General features: G+C 60.4%; 18 protein-coding genes. 6 read left to right on the top strand and 12 right to left on the bottom strand.

Going from position 1 to position 21,503, the window contains the following annotated elements; genetic code table 11:
- Positions 1 to 180: 180 nt before the first annotated feature.
- The 5 genes from Q8N04_09330 (at position 181) to Q8N04_09310 (ending at position 3,070) form a co-directional block, all read left to right on the top strand.
- The gene (locus Q8N04_09330) at positions 181 to 648 is read left to right on the top strand and encodes a hypothetical protein (GenBank protein ID MDP3090867.1); all 468 of its coding nucleotides are present in this window, start codon (positions 181 to 183) and stop codon (positions 646 to 648) included.
- Positions 649 to 746: 98 nt separating this feature from the next.
- Positions 747 to 1,055, top strand: a complete 309-nt coding sequence (locus Q8N04_09325) for a DUF1272 domain-containing protein (GenBank protein ID MDP3090866.1) — start codon at positions 747 to 749, stop codon at positions 1,053 to 1,055.
- Between the two features lie 75 nt (positions 1,056 to 1,130).
- On the top strand, positions 1,131 to 1,700 hold the full coding sequence (locus Q8N04_09320; GenBank protein ID MDP3090865.1) for a DJ-1/PfpI family protein: 570 nt from the start codon (positions 1,131 to 1,133) through the stop codon (positions 1,698 to 1,700).
- A 104-nt stretch (positions 1,701 to 1,804) separates the two neighbouring features.
- On the top strand, positions 1,805 to 2,623 hold the full coding sequence (locus Q8N04_09315; protein MDP3090864.1) for a sterol desaturase family protein: 819 nt from the start codon (positions 1,805 to 1,807) through the stop codon (positions 2,621 to 2,623).
- Positions 2,624 to 2,707: 84 nt separating this feature from the next.
- Complete coding sequence (locus Q8N04_09310) at positions 2,708 to 3,070, top strand: hypothetical protein (protein ID MDP3090863.1); 363 nt, start codon at positions 2,708 to 2,710, stop codon at positions 3,068 to 3,070.
- Positions 3,071 to 3,167: 97 nt separating this feature from the next.
- On the opposite strand, the gene pyk is transcribed toward Q8N04_09310, so the two are convergent.
- Positions 3,168 to 4,625: a pyruvate kinase gene (pyk, locus tag Q8N04_09305; protein ID MDP3090862.1), complete on the bottom strand. Its 1,458-nt coding sequence runs from the start codon at positions 4,623 to 4,625 to the stop codon at positions 3,168 to 3,170.
- A 119-nt stretch (positions 4,626 to 4,744) separates the two neighbouring features.
- Between pyk and Q8N04_09300 the strand changes: the two genes are divergently transcribed.
- On the top strand, positions 4,745 to 7,072 hold the full coding sequence (locus Q8N04_09300) for a 6-phosphofructokinase (GenBank protein ID MDP3090861.1): 2,328 nt from the start codon (positions 4,745 to 4,747) through the stop codon (positions 7,070 to 7,072).
- A 78-nt stretch (positions 7,073 to 7,150) separates the two neighbouring features.
- Here Q8N04_09300 and Q8N04_09295 read toward each other — a convergent pair whose 3' ends face one another.
- The 11 genes from Q8N04_09295 to Q8N04_09245 form a co-directional block, all read right to left on the bottom strand.
- Positions 7,151 to 8,326 (bottom strand): NnrS family protein, encoded by a 1,176-nt coding sequence (locus Q8N04_09295; protein ID MDP3090860.1) that lies wholly within the window; start codon positions 8,324 to 8,326, stop codon positions 7,151 to 7,153.
- A 212-nt stretch (positions 8,327 to 8,538) separates the two neighbouring features.
- Positions 8,539 to 9,966 (bottom strand): hypothetical protein, encoded by a 1,428-nt coding sequence (locus Q8N04_09290; GenBank protein MDP3090859.1) that lies wholly within the window; start codon positions 9,964 to 9,966, stop codon positions 8,539 to 8,541.
- Positions 9,967 to 9,969: 3 nt separating this feature from the next.
- Positions 9,970 to 10,467 carry a sigma-70 family RNA polymerase sigma factor gene (locus tag Q8N04_09285; protein MDP3090858.1) on the bottom strand — a complete coding sequence of 166 codons (498 nt, stop codon included), beginning with the start codon at positions 10,465 to 10,467 and terminating at the stop codon, positions 9,970 to 9,972.
- 12 nt (positions 10,468 to 10,479) lie between these two features.
- Complete coding sequence (locus Q8N04_09280) at positions 10,480 to 11,472, bottom strand: amidohydrolase family protein (GenBank protein MDP3090857.1); 993 nt, start codon at positions 11,470 to 11,472, stop codon at positions 10,480 to 10,482.
- Between the two features lie 34 nt (positions 11,473 to 11,506).
- Positions 11,507 to 12,139 (bottom strand): lysophospholipid acyltransferase family protein, encoded by a 633-nt coding sequence (locus Q8N04_09275; protein ID MDP3090856.1) that lies wholly within the window; start codon positions 12,137 to 12,139, stop codon positions 11,507 to 11,509.
- Between the two features lie 8 nt (positions 12,140 to 12,147).
- Positions 12,148 to 13,089, bottom strand: coding sequence for a phosphatidate cytidylyltransferase (locus Q8N04_09270; protein MDP3090855.1), 942 nt, complete (start codon positions 13,087 to 13,089; stop codon positions 12,148 to 12,150).
- A complete protein-coding gene (locus tag Q8N04_09265; protein MDP3090854.1) occupies positions 13,086 to 13,694 on the bottom strand; it encodes a CDP-alcohol phosphatidyltransferase family protein in 609 nt (202 codons plus the stop codon). Before Q8N04_09265 ends, Q8N04_09270 begins: the two co-directional genes overlap by 4 nt.
- Positions 13,695 to 13,807: 113 nt before the next feature.
- Entirely contained in the window at positions 13,808 to 15,283 is a 1,476-nt protein-coding gene (locus tag Q8N04_09260; GenBank protein MDP3090853.1) for a hypothetical protein, read from the bottom strand.
- The gene (locus Q8N04_09255) at positions 15,174 to 16,043 is read right to left on the bottom strand and encodes a DUF2238 domain-containing protein (GenBank protein MDP3090852.1); all 870 of its coding nucleotides are present in this window, start codon (positions 16,041 to 16,043) and stop codon (positions 15,174 to 15,176) included. The genes Q8N04_09260 and Q8N04_09255 overlap by 110 nt, the downstream gene beginning before the upstream one ends.
- Before the next feature lie 11 nt (positions 16,044 to 16,054).
- Complete coding sequence (locus tag Q8N04_09250; protein ID MDP3090851.1) at positions 16,055 to 19,474, bottom strand: acyl-[ACP]--phospholipid O-acyltransferase; 3,420 nt, start codon at positions 19,472 to 19,474, stop codon at positions 16,055 to 16,057.
- A gap of 143 nt (positions 19,475 to 19,617) precedes the next feature.
- Entirely contained in the window at positions 19,618 to 21,465 is a 1,848-nt protein-coding gene (locus Q8N04_09245; GenBank protein MDP3090850.1) for a hypothetical protein, read from the bottom strand.
- Positions 21,466 to 21,503 lie beyond the last annotated feature (38 nt).

Below are 21,503 nucleotides of genomic sequence, written 5' to 3'. Positions count from 1 at the left end.
CAGCTCCTGCACGGACGGAGGGAGCAGTACCGGCTGATCGACGTCCCAGGATTTGAATGTTTTAGCCATGCCGCCTAGAAACCACAATGCCCGCTGCCTGTCCAGTCCAAAATGCACATTACTCGGACAGGCTCCTAGCCCAGCTTTATTATTATGCCGTCAAACTGGAGGTAAGCTGCCATGACCGATCCGCATAGAGAATTTTGTCGGAATCAACACCGCATCATTGGTCACTACCTTGCCGTCCAAGCGTGGTTACGGGGATTGGATTGCATCGTGTTGGTGCGTGGCGATCTTGAGACCTTTCTTGCTTTGGAGCGTTTTAAAGGTACTCGAGTTGATTGGCTTCAGGAAGACTTGAAGCCTTGGTTTCCGCACCAGGAGGCGTACTACAAGACGGGTGCACCATCATCTATCCACTCCCTTTTTCTTTCGCGTGTTCCGATCAAAAAGCATTTGACGACGGATTCGATGACCACAGAAGAACGAATACGTGGGATGGCGGAAGGCGCTCCTCGAACAGAGCGCTTTACAAATAAATCCGACGGCAGTCAAGTACCTTCCCACGCTAAGATGGTTTCTAAGTTGAGCGTTCTCGCTGCCGGTTTGGATACTCCTCGTCGTTATCGAAAGAAGTCCAAAGCTTAAGAGACAGGTCGCTGAATAAGGCTATAGGAACGATTGAAGGGTGAAAAAGGTTCAGGGACCATTGATAGGCATGTTTGGTAGCGTCATTCTGAGGGCCCATGCTTGAATTGAGACCTACCTGCGAACATTGCAACAAGGCGCTGCCTCCTGATTCGCTTGAGGCGCGGATCTGTTCGTATGAATGCACATTCTGTGCGACGTGCGTCGAACAGGTATTGGAGAATGTCTGTCCCAACTGCGGCGGCGGGTTTGTTCCTCGGCCGATCAGGCCTGCGACGAATTGGAAGGGTGACAACTTCCTGGGAAAAGATCCGGCGAGCACTACGGTGAAGCACCGGCCGGTTGATCCGGTGGCTCATGCGCAGTTCATGGCCAAGGTCAAGACGATCCCACCTGAGAAACGATAGCAGCTGAAACGCTTTCAGCTGCTAGTGATTGCATGCGCGGTATGGTTTTTAGCCAGGTGAAATCTTGGAGGCAGGGTGAACATCGCATTTGTTGTATTTGATCGTATGACTACGCTGGACTTTATCGGGTTCTATGATCCATTAACACGGCTGAAGTCCATGCAGATCATTGATGATTTTGAATGGCGCATATGCGCCCTTACGAAGGATGTCGTTGATGATCGGGGGCTTCGGATTGAAGTCACTGCAGTTGCCGAGCCTCTCGATTCTTACGATATACTTTTTGTGCCAGGCGGCATCGGCACCAGAAGTCTCCAGCATAATAAGCATTTTGTCGATTGGTTGAAAACGGCCGGTTCCATTCCGTTGAAGGTGTCATGCTGTACCGGCGCTTTGCTTCTTGGTGCTGCGGGTTTTCTTCGCGGCAAGCGCGCAACGACACACCCGACCGCACTCCAAGAATTGAGCCCATACTGCAGGGAGGTTGTTCGTGAGCGAGTTGTCGATGAAGGCGGCATTATCACTGCCGGCGGGGTGGCATCGGCTATCGATGCAGGGCTGTATGTTGTGCAGCGACTAGCAGGCGAAGATGCGAAGCGCAGAGTTGCCGCACAGATGGATTATCCCTATCGATGGGATGGGTAGTGCTTGCATCGAGCGCCGGACGCCGGATATGTGGAAGAGCCGCAATTAACGATGGAGTAGGCTTCAGGCTCAGCTGCAAACGAGCATCGGCATCGCGGAGAGCTATGGAATCTCAAGATCTCATTCGAGCGGGCTCGTACCTTTCCGTGTTAGCCATCATGGCCACATGGGAACTGCTGGCGCCGCGACGAAAGCTGACGGCCTCGAAGCTCTGCCGGTGGGGCGGCAATCTCACGATCGTGATCTTGAATACGGTGATCGCCCGGCTGTTTTTCATGGGCGGCGTGGTGGCTGTCGCGGCGATGGGCCAAGAACGGGGCTGGGGGCTCTTGAATCTTATCGAAGGCCCGGTGTGGCTGGAGGTCGCCATTGCCATCGTGGCGCTCGACTTTATCATCTACTGGCAACATCAAGTCTTCCACTACGTGCCGATCCTCTGGCGGTTCCACATGATGCATCACTCGGATTTGGATTTGGACGTGTCCAGCGGAGTACGGTTTCATCCGGTCGAGATCATCATCTCGACAGGCGTGAAGGCACTCTCGGTATTGATGTTGGGTGTCGCGCCGCTGGCGGTGGTCATCTTTGAGATCGTGCTGAACGCGACGGCCTTGTTCAATCACAGTAATGTAAGGATGCCATTGGGGCTCGATCGAGTGCTGCGCTATGTGATCGTCACACCGGATATGCACCGCATCCACCATTCCACCGACGTGCGAGAAACCAACAGCAACTATGGATTCAACGTGGCCTGGTGGGACCGGCTGTTCGGCACCTACTGCGCGGAACCGGCCCTAGGGCAATTGGGGATGAAAATCGGCCTCGAACATCTCGGCCCGCCGGTCTGCTTGAATCTCTTTATGATGTTGCGGTTTCCCTTTGTGGCCACTCTCGGTCGTTACGCCAGCCGAACTCAACCATGAGATTCTTCATCGGATGTCTCTCGAACTAGCGGAATATCGATCGCCTCTCCCCCCCCGCAGATAGATTCCGGTACAATCCGTCCCATGCATGAGTTCTTGCTGGTACTGGCCAGTCTGGTCGGAGTCGTGGTGATCGGCTTGATTGCGAAGGTGGTCACGCCGGAGATCATGATCGAGTTCGGATTATGGATCCTGGCCGGAGGCTTGCTGATCGGGATTCCGGCAGGGCTGTGGTATCACGTGGTCTTGTACCGCGCACTCAAGCGGCGGATGACGCTGCCGTCATGGTGGTGGCGGAGGCCGGTTGAGTTGCATGACCGGCTCACGCCGATCGAGTTCGCGCCGGTTCGTCCCTGGTTCGTGGCCGGTGCGGTCGGATTCGTCCTCTGCTGTGTGGGCGGCATCGCCGCGATTGCAGGGTTGTCGATCGGGCAGTTTTCTCCGTAACTCAGCGCCGTTGGGTCCGTGGCCTGTTGGATATGCGGAAACCGGCTTGGGGGCTCTGATCTCTCAAAGGCAGTCTACCGTTAGTGCGGCACGCAATTTATCCCACGACGTGCAGCTTGATCAGATTCGTGCCCCCGGGTTGCCCGATGCGAGTCCCGGAGAGGATGACAATCCGTTCTCCGGTCTTGGCCAGTCCCTCCGCTTTCAGCCGTCGTTCGGCTTCGTCCACACGGGCATCGGTCTGTTCGATCTGCGGCATGGTGTAAGGGCGCACGCCCCAATAGAGGGCCATCCGTTTTCTGACCGGCTCAAACGGAGTGAAGGCGATGATCGGTGCGGCCGGTCGCTGTTTCGAGATGAGGTGCGCCGTCGTGCCCCGCTCGCTGAAGGCGACGATGACGCCGGCGGCGATCGCCTTGGCGGCCGAGGCCGCTGCGGTACAGATCGCTTCGGGGAAGGCCATGTCTCCCCAGTCGGTGTGACGCTTGGGTCTCACGCCTGGCTCGGGACCTTCTTCCGCCGCGCGAATGATGCGATCCATGACCTGGACGGTTTCAACCGGATGCGCGCCGATGGCCGTTTCAGCCGACAGCATGACCGCGTCGGTGCCGTCGAACACGGCATTGGCGACATCCGAGGCTTCCGCTCTGGTCGGACGCAGGGCTTGGGTCATCGACTCCAGCATTTGCGTGGCGGTGATCACGAGGCGGCGGCGGCGGTTGGCTTCCATGATGATACGTTTCTGCAACAGCGGCACGGCTTCAGGACTCATCTCCACGCCCAGATCCCCCCGCGCAATCATGACCCCGTCCGCCTCGTCCAGGATCGCGTCCAGGGCGGTCACGGCTTCGGCCCGTTCGATCTTGGCAATGATCGGCACCGTTCCGCCGCATTGAGCGACCAAGGCCCGCGCTGCCAGGATGTCTTCCGGTCCCCTGACGAAGGAGAGCGCCAGGTAGTCCACGCCGTGGGCGATGCCGAACCGGATGTCTTCCCGGTCTTTGTCGGTGAGGGTGGGCGCGCTGACGAGGGTGCCCGGTAAATTGATGCCTTTGTGCGAGGTGATCGTCCCGCCGGTGGCGACGGTGCATTCGACGGCTCCGCCCGCGATGCGATCGACCATGAGTTCAATCAGCCCGTCGTTGATCAAGACTCGCGCGCCGGGCCTAAGGTCGCGGGCAAGATAGGGGTAGGTGACCGGGATTTCGGGGATGGCGGAGTGCGCCTTGGCGACGGATTGGGCGCCGAGCTGACCGCCGGACCGCGCCAGCATCGTCTGCAGCCGCACCGACTGGCCCGTGGTCACCTCGATCCCCTCTTCGGGTAAGTCGCCCACGCGAATCCTGGGTCCTTGGAGATCCTGGATAATCGCGACGGCGGCCTGGCGGCGCTCCGCCGCTTGGCGGATCGTCGCGATGGCGGCTGCATGGGTGTCATGTGCCCCATGGGAGAAGTTCAGCCTGGCGGCATCCATTCCAGATGCAATGAGCCGATCCAACATCGCCAGCGAACTGCTGGCGGGTCCGATCGTACAGACTATCTTTGCTTTTCGCATAGGACGCTCCTCAGCCCTTGACAAGAATCGGCGGACACCCAATGATGCGCTCGTTCACGCCCGGTGCTGTGCGCCACCCACCGGTGGTCGGGCCAACTACCCGGAGGTGAAGGAGGGGCATGCAGAGTATCACAAATTCGCTCGATTTCGTGACGATTGAAGGCCTGCTGGCCTACGGAGAGCAGTTCGCGCGACGGCCGGCCATCGAGGGCGTGTCGGCGCCGGCCGCTCCGGCTCCATCGAACGACCGTGCCGCGCAAGCGCGCCAGGCGATGGCGCAGATCACGGCGTTTGTCGACCGCGCTCACGCTGGATTTCCCGATGCCGAAGCCTATCGATCGGCCAGGCAAGCCCTGATCGATGGCCCCTGTGCCGGTGACCCGCTGGTGTTTTTCGCCGCCTGGAACCGTGTGCTCGCGGAGGGCGCGCTCCAACCCTTGATGCGGGCGCCGATCGGATCCGTATTGAAACCGACTCAGCGGCGTCCCGTGGCGATCGTCCCGCGTGCGCAGCTTACGCCGCAGCTGGCGGACGGACGTATCGTGCTCGACTTGGGCGATGAACGATTCTGGCTCCTGCCGCGCGAATTGTCCGGTCGCACCGTGCTCTTTACCATGCGTCATGGCATTTCCCGCGTGGAGAGTAAAACGCACCGGGTCGGTCGCCGTTTGGCGAATCAGTTGGATCAGGAACGGGGCGTGCCACGGGCCGACGCTGTGGGGACCGCACTGGCCCGGATGGTCGGCGTGGTCGGTCAACAGCTGGATTTTCTCCACTTGTCCAATTACCTGGATCCCGCCAGGTTTCTTCACTTCATCAGCCGGAGTCCGAACACGCGGCAACTCTTTGAGCGTGTGGGGGCCGCGCTGGTGCGTGATCCGCTTCCTCCGGCCGGGGCGGCGTATGCGCCTGCGTTGGAGTCGTCGGATTTTGGGTGGATCACCGGCGTCGAAAAAACGGTGGAGACTCAGGAACTTGCCAAGGCTTTCGGCGTCGATGTCCCAACCGCGAAACGTCTGATCAAAGATCCTTTGTATTGTTATCCCGGCGGGAATTCGTTTTTTGATCTCTACGTCGATGTGATCGATGGACTGCATCACATGGGGGATGCGCATCAGGGCCAGGTGGCGTGCCTGTATACGCACAGTTCGACGTTGCGGGCCCTCATGATTTATCTGGACCCGCGCCCGTTTCACGAAGCCTTCACCGAATTCAGCGACTACAAAGAGAGTCAGGACAATGTCGTGCTGCTGGCGTATGAAAAGGGGCGCTTGTCGGGCTATTCTACGGCGGTCGGACTATCGGAGCGTGAACGAGCCTCGCGGGATTCATGGGTGGCGGTCGAGCGGGTGCGAAAAGACCGGGTGACGTTGAAACCTCGACAGATCAAGCGGATCGTGGCGTTGGTCTCGGGGGGAGATTTCGCCGGCGCCGGCGCCGCATTGAAAGAATTGCACGTGCAGGGGGCTCGATTCGGCCTGGATGTTCACTTCGTCCGGCACGGATTCCTCGGGCTCGCTAATAATTGGATCGAACCGGTGACTGAAGAGGATACGCGCGGCATGAGCAGTCATGCGAGCAGTCCCATCGGCAGCAGCCGCTTCGAGGACTTCAAGGACGAACTGGTTCAGCGGGCGGCGGTCGGGCACCTCGCGCCTTTTCTGGAAGACGCCGCGTTGGTGGTTCTGGGGGGAGACGGGAGTTTCCGCGGGGCGCGGGCGATCTACGAAGGGTTCGGTGTGCAGGTGGTGGGCATCCCCGGCACGATCGACAACAACCTCGAGGGTGCCATCTCGCTCGGCTACCATTCAGCCATGGCCCTGGCGGATCAGTCGATTGAGTCGCTCAAGGCGACCAGCGCCGCCATGGGGAGCGTGTTTTTCGTTGAAGTGATGGGCGCAGGGTCGGGGCATCTGGCGCTCGCCTGCGCCTATCAAGCGAGGGCTGAGGGCCTATTGGTCAACGAACATCCCGATCCCGATGCCTATATCGACGAGGTGATTCTCGGCACGCTGAAGCGCACGCTGGGGGTGCCCAACAAGAGCCACTTGTTTGTCGTGGCCGAACGAACCCCCCATCGCCATCATCGGGAGGGAGGGGTGCATGGCCTGGTCGATTACGTGGCCGGCGCGATCGGAGGATGGCCCCAGCGCCACGCAAGGCCCGGTCAGTATCCCTTGACGCTCGCGACCAAGGCTACCATTCTCGGCCATACGTTGCGGGGCGCTCCGCCGACCCCGGAAGACAAAGCCATCGCCCAGCATTTGGCCTATGAGACGGTCCATCGATTAGTGGAACGTCCGGAGGAAGTGGTGGGATGCATGCTGGCCTATCGCGAGCGCGGGGCGATCGAAGCGATCCCGCTCCATGCCGTGGCGCCTAAACAGTTCGACTGGGATCTCTTCGCCAGGATGCATGGCACGGAGTTGCGCAACGGACCGCCGTAAAGCCTGATGCGTGAAACGTGAAACGTCAGATGTGGAACCTGGGACATGAAACCCGAACGAGAAATGGTGTGAACGGCCTTACTCGTCGAGGCTGGGGCGAATGAGGTAGGAGCCGTACAAGGCGGCAAAGAGAAGATAGGCGCCGCTCCAGAATGCCGCCGCTGCGCCGAGTACGAGATTCGGCGGCAGACCCGTCATTGGCCCGAAGACTCGCAGCAGCGCACCCAGGCTGACCAGCATGTAGATCATGATGGTCAGGCGGTCGGCCTGCTTCGGTCGTCCGGTATGACCTAGGCTGGCGCGGGTCATCACCGCCATGGTCATCGAACCGACTGCGCCGGTCGTAAGCGCGTGCACCGCATCAGCCGGTTTCAGGCCGAATCCGAGTATCGATCCGCCGATGATGAGCAGCGAGAACGCGAGCCAGCCATACCCCACATGCAGGATCAGCACGATCGGCTCACGCCATGTGAGCCACCCGCGCCAGCGAGTGAGACGGACGCTGTTGGCCAGTCCTGCGATGATCAAAAACCATCCCGTTGTTCTGGCTTGCGGCTGAACCACCCAGGACAGTGCGGCGACAACTGTGAGAAGAATCGTCAGTCCATCGAATCGGGAAAATGATGGAAGCTGGTCGGGAAGGCCTCGTTCGGCCAGGTAATCGCTGGTGAAGCTGGGCGTCACACGCCCCCCGATGAGCGCCAGCAACAGCATCATGAGCGCGACGGCCATCCGCTCCGGAAGATCCGTCTCTGATCCCCGCAGCGCCAGCACATGAAACAGGATATCGGCGGCTGCATAGAGACTGATGACGATGCCGATCGGTGCGCGATCCCACGCTTTCCCCGCTATGATTTCCCGCCAGACAATGGCGGCCAGCACAGCCAGATATCCCGCATCAATGAGAGCCGAAACCAGCGGCGTCGGCCATGGCATGGCGATCGTCAGACGTCCGGCCAGCCAGAGAGTCACTAAGGCCAGCAGCGGCGTGCCTTTGAGCGGAGGCCGGTCGGTCCAGTTCGGCATCGCGGTCAGGAGGAAACCGGTGATCACGGCGGGCAGAAAGCCGAAGAGCATCTCGTGCACATGCCAATCGCGCGGCGCATAGCGGAAGGGTGAATCCGTCCATCCAGACAGAATCAGCGCCCAGACAGGAATGGCTATGCCGGCGAACAGTGCCGCGCTCAGAAAGAACGGGCGGAATCCGTAGGACAAGAATGCCGGTTCTTGGGATCTAGGTTGTTCCGTCGCCATATGATTTGTGCCGGTCCGCTATTCCTCCCCTTTGTAAGGGGAGGTTAGGAGGGGTAGAGGGTTCATGGACCGCCGTATATTCGTGCGAGCCGCGCCTGACCATGGTAGCCACCATGGTCTTCGACCTCCCCGCACCCCTCCTTACCAACAAGGGGCATGACGTGGTGAGAGCTCGCAATCGATCTTGAACCACACACAATTGGGTAGTGCCATTATTGCTGGCGGGTCAGCAGAATGTCGACCGTGATCTGCGCGGTGGGGGAGGGATCCTGGCTGACGATGTAAGTGGCCTGTTCCTGCGGACCCGTTGGACTTGAGGCGGTGACCGATTCCTGGAGTTGGTTTGGTGCAACTCGGTTGAGGAGCGCGGCCTCTTGTCGTGAGATAGGTCCGAACGGGACGCGAGACAGACGGACGATCACGGTGCCGCTGTCAGCCGGCAATGGGAGGCGCTGCCGTTGCCCGGCGTGAATCTTTTCCGAAATATGACCGCTGTCTTTCTGTGGCAGCAGCAGTTGGGTGTTGGCCGATCCCACATTTCGCCATACCTGAATGTAGCCGTCTTGATTGGGTTCGAGGGTCATGTGCACGGGTCTTGAACTCGTCGAAGCCGCGGCTGCATTGACTTCCTGGTCCTGTCCGTCGGGAGTCCGGATCACAAAACTGTAGCGGAGCCCGAGGGGCTTGTCGGGTATTGGAGGGGCAGCAGCTTTGCCGAGCTGGGAGAGCCCTTCGAGTTTGCGCTTCAACGGACTCGTCTGCGGCTCGGCTTCGGCCAGGGGCTTCATGGCGCGTTCCTGGGCTTGGGCCATTCTCCCAGTATCGGCGCCGGCGCCATAAAACAAGGCTCGTGCGCCGGCGATCGCGGGACTGGTTTCTGACAAGGATGCTCCGGCCGGCGTCCGTGCTGTCTTGGCCTCCGGCATGGCCGCTGTCGGCGGTGAGCCGGCGGAGAGTGGACGCTGGACTATTGCCGCGACTTCGTCTGGGGTCTTCCCCATCGAGATGGCCGGTGCCGCTGTTTGCTTCCGATCTTCTTCTTGTTGTGTGTTCTTCGGCGCATTGTCGCGAAGGGTATCAGCCGGAACGCTTGCCTGCGGTGGTGCGGTGGCTGATTGCTCGCGGGTGACACTCGTATCAGCCAGTGAGTCCTTCTTAGCGGCGATTGCTGAGAGGCCTTGATTCTCCTGGGCCTGTGCCTTTGATTCAGCCGGTTTGGCCGCTGACGGCTGGGACAGTGCGGGCGGAGGAACGGATGGCGCGGCAGATGGTGTTGCCTCAGTCGCAACCGTTTGGACGGCTTGCTTTAGACTGTCCTGATAGATCTTGGTGCCCAGGATGACTGCGAAGACGGCCGTGGCCAGTCCTCCCGCCAGTGCGAGATTGGCGGGTCGTCGGAACCAATCCAGCCATGAGGCCGACCCGCCGGCAGGAGCCGGAGTTGTATTATCCAAGGATTGGAGCAAACGGCGTCGCACAGCCGGGTCGGTCAACAGTTCTTTCAGTGCCTGCTCGTCGGCCAAGGCATTGAAGAGTTGCTGATCTTGCATGGCGGCGGTGAAGAGCTGTCGGCGTTCCTCCCGCGTCAGCGTATCCGCCGCGAAACCGCCGAGGAGTTTTTCAAGCTCGTGTTCAGCCATTGTTTATTCCCAGCTGCCGTCCATTGCCGCCAACAGCTGCTTTCGGCATCGAAGGTCCCAGGTATAGATCGTATTGATTGACTGTTGGCCCATGATCTTCTGAATCTCGGGAAAGGTTTTGCCCTCCAGTTTCCACTTGAAGAGTTCCCGGCAGCGCTCGCCGAGTTGCATGATCGCGGCGAGTAACCGGTTCACGCGCTGCTGTTGGTCGAGCTGAGTGGCCGGATCATCACCGGGATCAGCCAGCGGCAATTCCTCGACCGACTCCTGATTGTACTCGCCTCGCCGGAAGGCCTTGCGGTGGGCGTCGAGCATCTTGAACCGCAAGACCTGAAATGCCAAGGGGACCAGTTCGGTCAAGTCGGTGACCGCGGGGTACTTCTCATGAAGGACGACCAGCGTCTCCTGGGTCAGATCTTCGGCATGGTCTCTCGATACTCGTGATGTCGCGAAGGCGAGAATCCTTTCGCGAAGCGAGGCGAGTATCTGATTGCGGTCCATCGGTGCGCCTGACTACCGGATCAATTGAATCGTTGAATGGGGAAGAATGTCGCCGAGGGAGCGGAAGCCCAGTTTCAGTCCGGTGCACACTTCAACCTGCCGGTCGAAGCGGTTCTTGGTCTGTATCATCTTGCGCAACGTGCCGAAGGCGACGCGTCCCCAGGCGGCGATGTGAAAGACGGACAGCGGGTAGTCGGTGCCGAAGAGCAGGCGCTCGTGGACTTCCGGGTAGTTGCGCAGGTGCAAGAGCATCCGGAAGCGGTTCGGCAGGGTCAGGGCGGAGATATCGGCATAGAAATTCGGATAGCGCTGCACCAGATCGCGCAGGGTCGGGAGGAATTTCTCGAAGAGGATCAGGCCATAGCTACAGGCGTGAGCGGCGATGACGGTGGCCCCTTCGTCAAGCGCGACTCTGAGTCGGTCAGGTTCGCCGACCGATTGATCCTTGCCGATCAAGCTGAACTCGTAGCCGACATGGCTGAGAAACGGAAGCTTCCGTTCGGCGAGTGCCCGATAGAATGGCTTGTACTTTGGATCGGCCGGGTCGAATTGTTGCGCGTTCGGCAATACCTTGACCAGGGTTGCTCCGGCGTCCGCGCAACGGTGCACTTCGTCGACCGCGTCCCGCCGCTGGGGGTTGATGGAGACGCCGGCCAGCAACTCGTTCGGATGGGCTTGAGCGGCCTTGAGCACATAGTCGTTGCTCACGAGCAGATCGGTATGTTCCAAGCTCAGGATGCCGGTGGAGTCATAATGGCCGTCCATGCCGAGCAATACGCCTTTCTGCACATGCTTCGAGGCGCGCAGTTCAACGAGCAGATCGTCCAGATACTTTTCATTGGCTTCACGCGGGTGGTCGACTGAGAGGCCATGTTTCCAAAACAGGAATCGAAACAACGGGCTCTTGAGCATCTTCGGCGAGATGTAGCAGCCGTTGTCTCCATCCGGAAGGGCGGCGAGATGCACGTGGCAATCGACCAGCGATTTTGTGGCGGTGTTATTCATGGCGTGTCTCTTTCATATTATCTGAAGTCACCGGTTATTCCCACGCAGGTCTGTATCCTTCTTCTGCCAGAGATGTGATCTCTTGTTCGAGGCTCGTCATGAAACTTGTTCGATCGCCGCTCCAGCGAATGGGCTCCCCGATGAACACATCGCAGAAAAACGGAACGAGCAGAGCCTCCCCTTTTGGGAGCGCTTTGCCGAGGCCGTGCAGAAAGATAGGTGTGATGGGAACGTCTGAGTGACGTTTGGCGAGATGGGCGATGCCGCCTTTGAAGGTGCCCATCTGCTCCGGATCTCCCCGCGACCCTTCCGGAAAGAGAATCAGGATGTCTCCGTTCTGCAGGGCCTCAGAGCAAGCGGCTAACGGGTCCTGGTGTCGGTCGATGATCTCACGCTCAAGCGGAATGATGTGCATGATGTTCAAAGCAAACCATGCAAGCAGACGGTTGCGAAGGAAATAGTCTTTTGCCGCCACCGGCCGAAGGCGCGGCAAGAGCAGCCATGGAAGGAGTGTCATCAAGACTAAGGTGTCCAGGTGGCTGTTGTGGTTCGAGACGATGATAGCCGGTCCCTTGGCGGGGATCCGTTCGCGATGACGGACATTGAGGCCCAGCACCACCAGGACGAGAGGCCGAACGATCAAGAGGAAAAACAGCTGCTGGAACACGGGATCCCTCAATAGTGGAGATAGTAGACAAAATGAAAGAGCAGCGGTGCGGTGTAGGTCAGGCTGTCAATCCGGTCGAGGATGCCGCCGTGGCCGGGCAGCAAGCTGCCGCTGTCTTTGACCCCGATGTCGCGTTTCAACGCCGAAATGGTCACGTCGCCGATGAAACCGCCTAGTGCGATCAGGAGTCCTGCACCCAGTGATTCGACGAGCGTCAGGGGGGTGAGGTGAGGTGCCAGGAGCATCGCCAAGGCAATGGTCGTTCCCACTCCGCCGAGAAACCCTTCCCAGGTCTTGTTGGGGCTGACCTTCGGGATAATCTTATGGCGTCCGGTGAGCTTCCCCCAGACGTATTGGGCGACGTCGTTGAACTGCGTCAAAAAGATAAGATACAGGACCAGCCCCGCGCCGCCGCCGGCCGGATTTCTTGCCCCGTCCAAGACCAGAAAGAAGGCCGCATGGCTGAGGCTGAAGACCATCGTCATGAGGCCCCAGTGCAGCGTGCCGGCCGCCCGGAGAAAGTCCTTGGTGTCCCCGATGATGACCATCCTCATGGGCAGCAGGAGAAAGAGATACACGGGGATGAAGATGATGAACATGCCGTACCAGTGCTCGTGGACCCAGTAGTACTGGAAAGGAATCGCGGCATAGGCCCAGAACAGCACGCGGCGATCCGCGCGTCTGGTCGGGATAAGGGATAGGTATTCTTTCAGTGCGAGAAAGCTGACGAAGGCAAAGAAGAAAATTGAGGCTGTTTGGCTGAGGAGAATGGCGCCGGAGAAAATCCCGATCATGATCCACCAGGACCGGATACGCTCGATGAGTTCCGTATAATTCTTGTCCGGATGCCGCCGTTTCAGCAGCGCGGCGATGAGCGAGGCGACCATGAGAATGCCGAGGACTCCGCCCAGTGCCGTCAGGACCGATGGTGTGAGATGCGACAGCATCATCGGGGGCTCTCTCGCAACGCCAGACTGGCACGGTTGTAGATCGTGAAGAGCGAGAGCAGCAGCATGATGGACAACGCGGCGGTCACCCAGGTTCCTTCTGCCACCCCCAGTCCGAGCAGGAGCGCGATCAGTCCGAATGCGAAAGCCCGGTCGCTCTTGCCCATCGGGCCGGCATAATTGCGAGCGGCGCCGATCTGAATCGCCACGACACCGACCATCTCCACCATCACGGCCAGGATAACGATACCGACCACCAGCCAATGATTGAAGGCCGGGGCCAGTGCCAACGGCAGATAGAGTGCTGTGTCGGACACCACGTCGCCCAGTTCGTTCAGGACTGCGCCGATTTTCGTTTTCATATTGTGTTCGCGCGCCAGCATGCCGTCGATGGCGTTCAGGGCCATGCGAACGAACAGCGTTCCCGGGAGAAGCAGAAGCAGTGAGGTCTGGTCAGGATGCGAGGCCATCGCGCCACCGACCAGGCAGGAAAGTGCCAGGGCCGCCAGCGTGACGTGGTTTGCCGTTACCTGTGCCGCGGCCAGTGCGCGAGTGAGGGGGCGCAGGACATTCTGAAACGCTGATTTGAGTTGATAGATACTGGCCATGGCGATCTACGTACTCCTGCAAGTCTGTGCCAGCGTAGCATGCCGACTCGGAAAGCCAAGTCAAATCGCCCTTGTTCGATAGCCGGCCGCGCCGTCTTCACAGACGAAAGTGGCTATCGCTTACGGATCAGGAGGCGGCCTAGCCAGACCAACCCGACCATGCAGCCGGCTGTGAGTGCGAGCACAGAACCTGGAATCGTTGCCGCTTCGACCGGCGCCGGAGCCACGCGCAGCTCAGGTGGAAACGGGCGAGGCGGCACGGGGACCGCTTTCCACTTCGACCGGTCCGATGGCACGCGCTGCTGATATTCATCGAGCGATGCCACGGCAGAGGTGCCCATCGCGCGGCTGGAGGGAATCTGCGGGATGTGAACATAGAGCACGGCTTCAACATCTTCCGTCAGCCAGTGCTCGAAGGGGGTGAGTGTTCGCTGCAGATTGGATTGCTGCAGGAAGTGGAGGAGATCGCTTCCGATCGCCTCAAAGGTGACCCGCGGCAGCAGGCGGGTGAGTTTCTCTGAAAAATAGCGATACACCTTCAGCCCGCTGGTCAGGCTGCGATCTGAGGCGGCCATGTAGACATAGCCCGCCGTCGCCTTCAGCCGGTTGCTGGCGCCTTGGTGAGGAATCTGCCAGCCGAGCGTGCGGAGTTGATCGATGCTGAGTCCCGCGCAGTTGAGCCGCGAGTGATCGTAATCCAGCTCGTGCCGGTAAAAGCGGCGAAACACGTCCTGGATGGCGGCTTGATAGGCAGCCGGGATGCGATCCTGTTTCAAGACCAGCACGAGGAGCGCGCTCGGCCGATAGTAGGATTGCCCGCTGTTGAGGTCCATGAGGTAATTGTCCATGGGGACCATCGCGGGGAGAATGCCCTTTTCGCTGACCACGTCGGCGTCGTAAAAGTTGTTCACCATCCAGTCGGCCCATTCTCCATCAGGGCCGACGCGTCCTGTGACGATGCCGAAGTGTCCTCCGTGGGCCTCGTCGTCGTCGCCTTGCGGGCCGTTCAGAATGGCGCCGAGGACCGGCTTCCCGGCCCATGATCCGTCTGCTTTCCCCCACAAGAGGCGGGTCGTGATGGTGCCTGCGGGAAGCCCGTCCGTGTTTTCCATGAGGTGTGAGATCGTTCGGTCATCGGCGGCGACCGTGCGCGCCCGATCGGGTGTGAGGAGATAGTCCGCCGGCCAAATAGTGCGGGCTTCGAACGCAGATCCCTCCGCTGTGGAGATGGTGCGGCCGCGCAGGCGCAATGGATGCGAGCTGAAAAAGCGCGCGGTGGCGTCATTGTAGTACGACTGATTGGCCGGGAGCTTCGGCGCCAGGCGAAGAGCTATGGAGCCGATGTCGGGGATGTCGAGATGAGTCTGCTCCGGTCCGAGGGTGGCGCGGGGAATGAATTCCGGAGAACCCAGCCACACCAGAAAGGGCGGCTGATGGGCGACTCCTTGTTGCTCCTGCGCCAGGGGAATCGCGATGGCTTCATCGGCAAAGTACCACAGGGCTTGCGGCGGCGTGCTGCAGTCGCTGCATCGACCGGTCGTGGCGGTGAAGGCCGACCCGTCGAAGAGTCCGAGCGGTTCGTGTTGCAATGGTGACCGGCCGATCTGCGCAGCAGATGGGGGGCATCGTTCCGTCAAGCGCCGGTGCGGCTATGACAGGGCCCGGGTCGAACACGACTGTGGTGGCGAGTAGGATCCCGGCAACCGTGATTGGTGGGGCGTGTGAACTCATCTGTGAGCCGGATTGAGTGCGAAGCTGTCGATCATGCAGCGGGGCGAGCAGCAGTTGTGCCGTGATCGCGCCGACTAGGGCGAGGAACATGTCCCACTGTGTATCCCACTCATCCCCCTGCGTCCCAAGAAACGCGGTGGCGGATTGCCCAAGAGTGACCGCCGCAGACCACTCGAAGAGTTCATAGAGCGCACTAAAAGCCAGGCACACGGAGCAAACAAGACCGAACAGCCATCCCGGATGCTTGAGCGGCGTCTTGTTGAGGAGCAGTTCTCGCATCAGGATGGCCGGCACGAATCCCTGCACGAAGTGGCCGATCCGGTCGAAGTGATTGCGGGCGAAGCCGAGCCAGTCCTGCATCCAAAACCCCAGCGGGACGTCGGCGTAGGTGTAATGGCCGCCGATTGAGAGAATGGCTGCATGAATGGCCAGGAGCCAGTAGAGCAGGGGCGTGAGAGGATTGCTGCGAGCGGTCGCGATCAGGACGGGGAGCGCCAGGAGGATCGGGAAGATTTCCAGAAACCAGGTGAGTCGATCGTTAGGTGCTAGGCCGGAAGCGATCAGTCCGCACAGAACCACCGTCAAGAGGATGGCCGGGATACGCGAGCGATTGTGCATAGAGGGGACCGTCACGACGCCGGCATGAGCCGTTCTGCTGCGAGGCGTTTGACGCTACGCAAATCCAGTTTGCCGGTGCCGAGAATCGGGAGCGCGTCGACTTTCACGAATTGGCTTCTTGCCGGGATGAAGAGATTCGGCAGTCCACTTGCGGCGACTTTTGCAAGAATCTCGGGGAGGCTGGCTTCGTCGATGGTGTGGAGCACGGCCAGCCGTTCGCCCTTTTTCTCATCCGGGAGACCGGTCACGGCGAAGACCTGCAGCTCGGCGCCGGCCGCCTGTTGCAGCGCTTCTTCGACCTTGCCATGCGGGACCATCTCGCCGCCGATTTTCGAGAAGCGGGAGAGGCGATCCGTGATCGTGAGAAAGCCGTCGTCGTCCAGTGTCGCGATGTCGCCGGTGATGTACCAGCCGTCCTTCATGGCTTTGGCCGTGAGGTCTTCGCGGCCCAGATAGCCGCTCATGACATTCGGACCTTTGACCAGGAGCATGCCGGCCTGGCCGGGCGGCAGGATGGCCCAGGTTTCGGGATCGACGATGCGCACCGACACACCGGGGAACGGCTGGCCGACGGTGCCGCGGCGCGAGGCGACCTGATAGAAACCGGAGGCGCGGAAGTCCGGACAATTGGACGAAATGACGGGGGCGCATTCTGTCACACCGTACCCTTCGACGGGGGCGATGCCGAACTTGTCTTGGAATGCCTGCACGAGGCGAAGCGGGAGTTTTTCCGCCCCCGTGAGCACGACACGCAGGTAACTGAATTGCTCCGGCGTGCAGCGGCGCAAATAGAGCTGCAAGAATGTCGGGGTCACGACCAGCAGGGAAATGCGGTATTTGCTGCAGAGCTCGCCGATGGCCCCGACATCCAACGGAGACGGGTGGAAGACGACACCGGTGTTGTGACGCGCATAGAACCAGAGCAGCATATACCCGAAGGAGTGGAAGAAGGGCAGGATGCCCAAGGCGCGATCGGCCTGGCTGATGTGGATGACCTGCCCCGCGCCTTCGACGTTCGAGTTGATGGCGAAGTGCGAAAGCATGACGCCTTTCGGTTCGCCTGTGCTGCCGCTGCTGAAGATGATCGTGGCCAGATCGTCCAGGCTGATCGGCTGCTCGCGTCCGCAGGCGCGCTCCAGGAGTCCGATCGGCGCAAAGAGTCCGAGCAGCAAGGCGATGAATTGTGCGCTGCCGGAAATCGTCTTGGCGATATCCTCCAGATACAAAATGGTGACGCCTCCCGGGATGTCGAGCTTGGCCTTCTCGATAAACAGGCGGCTGGTCAGCACGGTCTTGAGGCCGGCCTGAGCGACTGCCGACTCCAGCCCGACCCGACCGACGGTGTAGTTCAAATTAACGCTGGTTTTTCCGGTCAATGCGGCGGCGACATTGAGCAGCGCGCCGGGTACGCTTGGCGGCAACAGCAATCCGACATAGCGTTGCGCTTTCCAATGCGGCTTCATGGCGCGTGCCAGCGTAATGGTGCCGAGCAAGGCTTTGAGTCCGGTGATCGATGGACGTGCGGCGTCCGCCATCGCGAACGTAAGGGGATGCCGGCGCCAGGCCGAGATGACCGGGCGGTGGATCGGCTGCTGATCCGCTTTCCGGAGCGTCCAGGCGGCTTCGCCCAACTCGCGCACGAGTCGGCGGAGTTCGTGCGCCGGGGTGTCGGCCGGCTGCGGCGCGCCGAAGGAGACCGTGACCGGATAGGGGATCTGTTCCGGAAGCTTCCAGATAAAACGTCCTTTCACGAAGCTGAACAGGCTGCCCCAGACGCGATCCAGATGGACCGGAATGATCGGAACCGTGCGGCCTTTCACGATGCGTTCGAAGCCACGGCGGAACGGCAGCAGGGTCCCGGTTCTGGTGATTTGCCCTTCCGGGAAGATGCAGACGATCTCGCCGTCGTCCAGCGCCTGACCGGCGCTGCGTAGCGCGCGCAGGATGATCCGCGGTCCCCCGGAAGAGGAAATCGGGATGACCCGCATAATGTCCATCACCCATTTGAACAACGGATGGGTCGCATAGGCGGCATCGACCACGAAGCGGACCGGGCGATCGAGGCTGGCAATCAGGAGGAAGCCGTCGACCAGCGACATGTGGTTGGGCACCAACAGCGCTCCGCCGGTCTGCGGCACATTCGAGGGGTGGACGACGCGGACGCGGTAGACCGTTTTCGTCAGGAGAATGAGAATGAGACGGACGAAGGCGCTGGGGACCAGCCACAGGGCCCAGAGCGTGCCCCAAAACGTCGCCGCGGCCGCCGCGAGGAGAATGCCGGTGGTGGAGAGGCCGAGTGAAGCAAAAACGCCGCCGCTGAGCGATCCCATGAGTACGCCACTATACGTACATGTATTCGAGAGGGCAATGATGCTGCCGCGTCGATCGGCGGGGGCATGCCACTGGATCAACGAGTTTACGGGTACGACAAAGAGTCCGCAGGACAAGCCAAGCCCCGCCATCAAGATGAGTGTGCCGTAGAGTCCGGGACCCAAAAGCCCCAGCAGCAGGAGAAACGTACAGATTCCGAAGGCGCCCATCGGAATCAATCCGTACTCGACACGCTCACCGGATAGCTTACCTGCGAGCATTGCGCCGGCGCCGATGCCGATCGACAGGAGCGCAAGGGGGAGGCCGGAGAGCGAGTCCGAGAGATGCAGCGCCGTCTTGGCGTAGACCAACATATCCTGGCCGACCAGGCTGGCGATCGTCCAGAAGAAGGCGGAGCCGAGAACGGCGAGGAACAAGGTTTGGTCGGAGCGGACGGCCTGAATGGCACCCCCCAGAGTGGAGCCGATGCCTCCCTCTGTGCGGGCGGCCGGAACGGCCGGGACGGTCAGTGATGCGCCGAAGCCAATGAGCGAGAGCAACGTGAGTGCCAGCGGAGCCAGCCAGGTGGCAGAGCCCGCGCCATCCAGCAGCATTCCGCCGACGGCGGTGCCGCCAAGAATCGCGAGGAAGGTGCTCAATTCAAGAATGCCGTTGCCCTGGGTGAGCCGGTCATGCGGCAAAATCTCCGGCAGGATGCCGTACTTCGCCGGACTGAAGAGGGCGCTGTGGGCACCCAGGCAGCCGAGGACGATCAGCGGCAGGATGCCTCCGGCCGGATCGATGAAGAGGGCGACCGTTCCGGCGGCCATGAGGCCGACCTCGACGGCTTTCATGGACACAATGACCGTACGCTTACTGACGCGGTCCGCGACGACGCCGGCCACGAGCGAGATCAGCATGAGCGGCAGCGTGAAGATGACGAAGGTCAGAGTCGTTTGCGACTGAGAAGCCGATTCCAGATCCGCGCCTGGTGCCATGGTCGTCGCGACCTGGCGAATGCCGAGGAGCGCGACCATGAGTTTCCAGGCGTTGTCGTTAAAGGCACCGAAAAACTGTGCGATCAAGAGACCGCGAAGCGGATGCGACGATGGAGTAGTCATGCGGTACGCCTGGGTGAAGTGCAACTGTTCGCATAACTATGGGGCAAGCTCATGTGGAGGTCAAAGAAAACGTCGCTTGGAGCGAAGGAATGCGGGTATTTCCCCTCGTCAGGGGGAGCTGGATGCAATGAAACGCGTCCCCGCTATGATCCAGGCGGGCGGTCCGTCGGCAGCCCTTCCAATTCCATAATCCGCAAGGCATTCGTCGTCGGGCAGGGACCTGGGCGAAGCTGATAGTCAAACTGCAGCGTGCCGGCTGAGACGGTTTCCTGAAAGTGACAATTGGTGAGCCCGGGAATCGATTGATCAAGATCGGCGAGTTCCAGATCGTGGGTCGTGACCAATCCGTAGCCGTTGCCTCTTGCCAGCGCCCGCACATAGGCGCGACTGCCGATCAGCCGCTCGCGATTATTGGTGCCTTTGAAAATCTCATCGATCAGGAAAAGCACCGGGGGAGCGTTCCGATCCTCCGTCGCCTGGAGGAGCGCTTTCAGCCGTTTGACTTCCGCATAGAAGAAGGACAAGCCCGCATCCAACGAGTCGTCCACGCGAATGCAGCAGGCCAGACGGCTCCAGGTCCATGCAAACCTCTGTGCGCAGACCGGCGCACCGGCTTGCGCGAGGCAGAGGTTGATGCCGATCGTCCGGAGGAAGGTGCTCTTGCCCGACATGTTCGAACCGGTGACCAGATAGATGGTGCCGCAGCGCGCGAAGGAGATGTCGTTGGCGATACGGTGCTGCGATGGGATGAGCGGATGGCCGAGTCGGGTGGCGGTCAGCGCCGTAGGGCTCGCTGGATCAGGCCAGACGTAAGACGGATGGAGATAGGCAAAGGTCGCGAGGGCCGAGGCGGCTTCTACTTCGGCGAGGCAATCCAGCCACAGCGGGAGCAGGTTCTGAATCCGATGTTGGAATTGTTGCAGGCGGAAGGTAAAGAACAGATCCCAGGGGCAAAGCGCATTGAAAACGAGATGAACCAGCGGATGGGCTTTGACGCTGACGCCATGGAGCACCCAGGCCAGACGGCGAATCAACGCCGACGGGGCCTTATCCGTTTCTATGAGCACGCGGCAGGTTGCGGCGAGTGCAGATCCCGGTTTCCGGGCGCGTTGTTCCAGGAACTGTAAGACGGTGCCCAGCTTCTCGACTTCGTGATGCAGGCCGACGGCATGTTCGAGCAATTCCTCTCCCTGATCGGTCTGAAAAAAGATCACGGCATAGAGGCCGAAGGACATCATCCAATAGGCCGGCAAGAGATTGAGCAGCGCGCCGAGGCCGAGGATCAGGGTGATGACAGCGAGTACGGCCTGGATCGGAAGGACGATGTGCAGATAGGGGAGATGCAGGTGATGCTGCAGGATAGCCGTAATGCGTTGTCCGTTGATTTCAGCCTCGCCCGTCAGTCGGGCTTGGACGTTCAGCCGATCCCGGAATCCTGTCAGTCGAGTCAGTTCTCTGACCAGCTGTTGCCTGGTCTGCCAGGTCTGTTCATCCGGCGGTTGAGTGAGGAGCCAGGATGCGAGTCGGTCGTGGCCCTGTGTGGACGTGGTCGTGTCGAGGAGATGGAGGAGCGAGTGCGGTCCGATCAGGTCGAGGTCGCGCGCGTAGAGATGGGCGTCCGCCGTGACAGGATAGCACGGAGGGAGCGCCTGCCAATCAAGGCGAATCCGGGCAAGGTGTTGGCGCTTGATCCCGGACCACAGCGTGAGCCGATGAATCCGATGTTCGAGCCTGTTATGATACGCGGCGATCGTGAGAAATCCGATGAAGAACAACAGGAGCGACCAGTTACCGGCGTCGTAGTGTTCCAGCCGGTAGAGACTCACGGTGATGAACAGCCCGATGAGAAATAGGACGCCTCGCCAGCGGGAGAATTGTGCGCTGGCACGTGTTCCCTGCTGGTGTTGTGTCTCGCCTCGCCGGAGCTGGCGGGTAAGTGTGTGTTCGCGTCTGGGGGTGGCCTGATCGGACTTCACGATGAGATCGACCATACTGGGAAGGGCGCGTGCTCGTCAATTGATTGTGAGAG

Origin of the sequence: Nitrospira sp., assembly GCA_030692565.1 — a bacterium.
In the GTDB taxonomy this organism is placed as follows: domain Bacteria; phylum Nitrospirota; class Nitrospiria; order Nitrospirales; family Nitrospiraceae; genus Nitrospira_D.
The sequence above is the reverse complement of the archived record's forward strand: the minus strand, read 5'-3'. Positions and strand labels throughout refer to the sequence as shown.

Coding starts and splice junctions, on each gene's coding strand:
- Q8N04_09330 (MDP3090867.1), top strand. CDS start 181: ATGACCGATCCGCATAGAGAATTTTGTCGGAATCAACACCGCATCATT.
- Q8N04_09325 (MDP3090866.1), top strand. CDS start 747: ATGCTTGAATTGAGACCTACCTGCGAACATTGCAACAAGGCGCTGCCT.
- Q8N04_09315 (MDP3090864.1), top strand. CDS start 1,805: ATGGAATCTCAAGATCTCATTCGAGCGGGCTCGTACCTTTCCGTGTTA.
- Q8N04_09310 (MDP3090863.1), top strand. CDS start 2,708: ATGCATGAGTTCTTGCTGGTACTGGCCAGTCTGGTCGGAGTCGTGGTG.
- pyk (MDP3090862.1), bottom strand. CDS start 4,625: ATGCGAAAAGCAAAGATAGTCTGTACGATCGGACCCGCCAGCAGTTCG.
- Q8N04_09300 (MDP3090861.1), top strand. CDS start 4,745: ATGCAGAGTATCACAAATTCGCTCGATTTCGTGACGATTGAAGGCCTG.
- Q8N04_09295 (MDP3090860.1), bottom strand. CDS start 8,326: ATGGCGACGGAACAACCTAGATCCCAAGAACCGGCATTCTTGTCCTAC.
- Q8N04_09290 (MDP3090859.1), bottom strand. CDS start 9,966: ATGGCTGAACACGAGCTTGAAAAACTCCTCGGCGGTTTCGCGGCGGAT.
- Q8N04_09285 (MDP3090858.1), bottom strand. CDS start 10,467: ATGGACCGCAATCAGATACTCGCCTCGCTTCGCGAAAGGATTCTCGCC.
- Q8N04_09280 (MDP3090857.1), bottom strand. CDS start 11,472: ATGAATAACACCGCCACAAAATCGCTGGTCGATTGCCACGTGCATCTC.
- Q8N04_09270 (MDP3090855.1), bottom strand. CDS start 13,089: ATGATGCTGTCGCATCTCACACCATCGGTCCTGACGGCACTGGGCGGA.
- Q8N04_09265 (MDP3090854.1), bottom strand. CDS start 13,694: ATGGCCAGTATCTATCAACTCAAATCAGCGTTTCAGAATGTCCTGCGC.
- Q8N04_09255 (MDP3090852.1), bottom strand. CDS start 16,043: ATGCACAATCGCTCGCGTATCCCGGCCATCCTCTTGACGGTGGTTCTG.
- Q8N04_09250 (MDP3090851.1), bottom strand. CDS start 19,474: ATGACTACTCCATCGTCGCATCCGCTTCGCGGTCTCTTGATCGCACAG.
- Q8N04_09245 (MDP3090850.1), bottom strand. CDS start 21,465: ATGGTCGATCTCATCGTGAAGTCCGATCAGGCCACCCCCAGACGCGAA.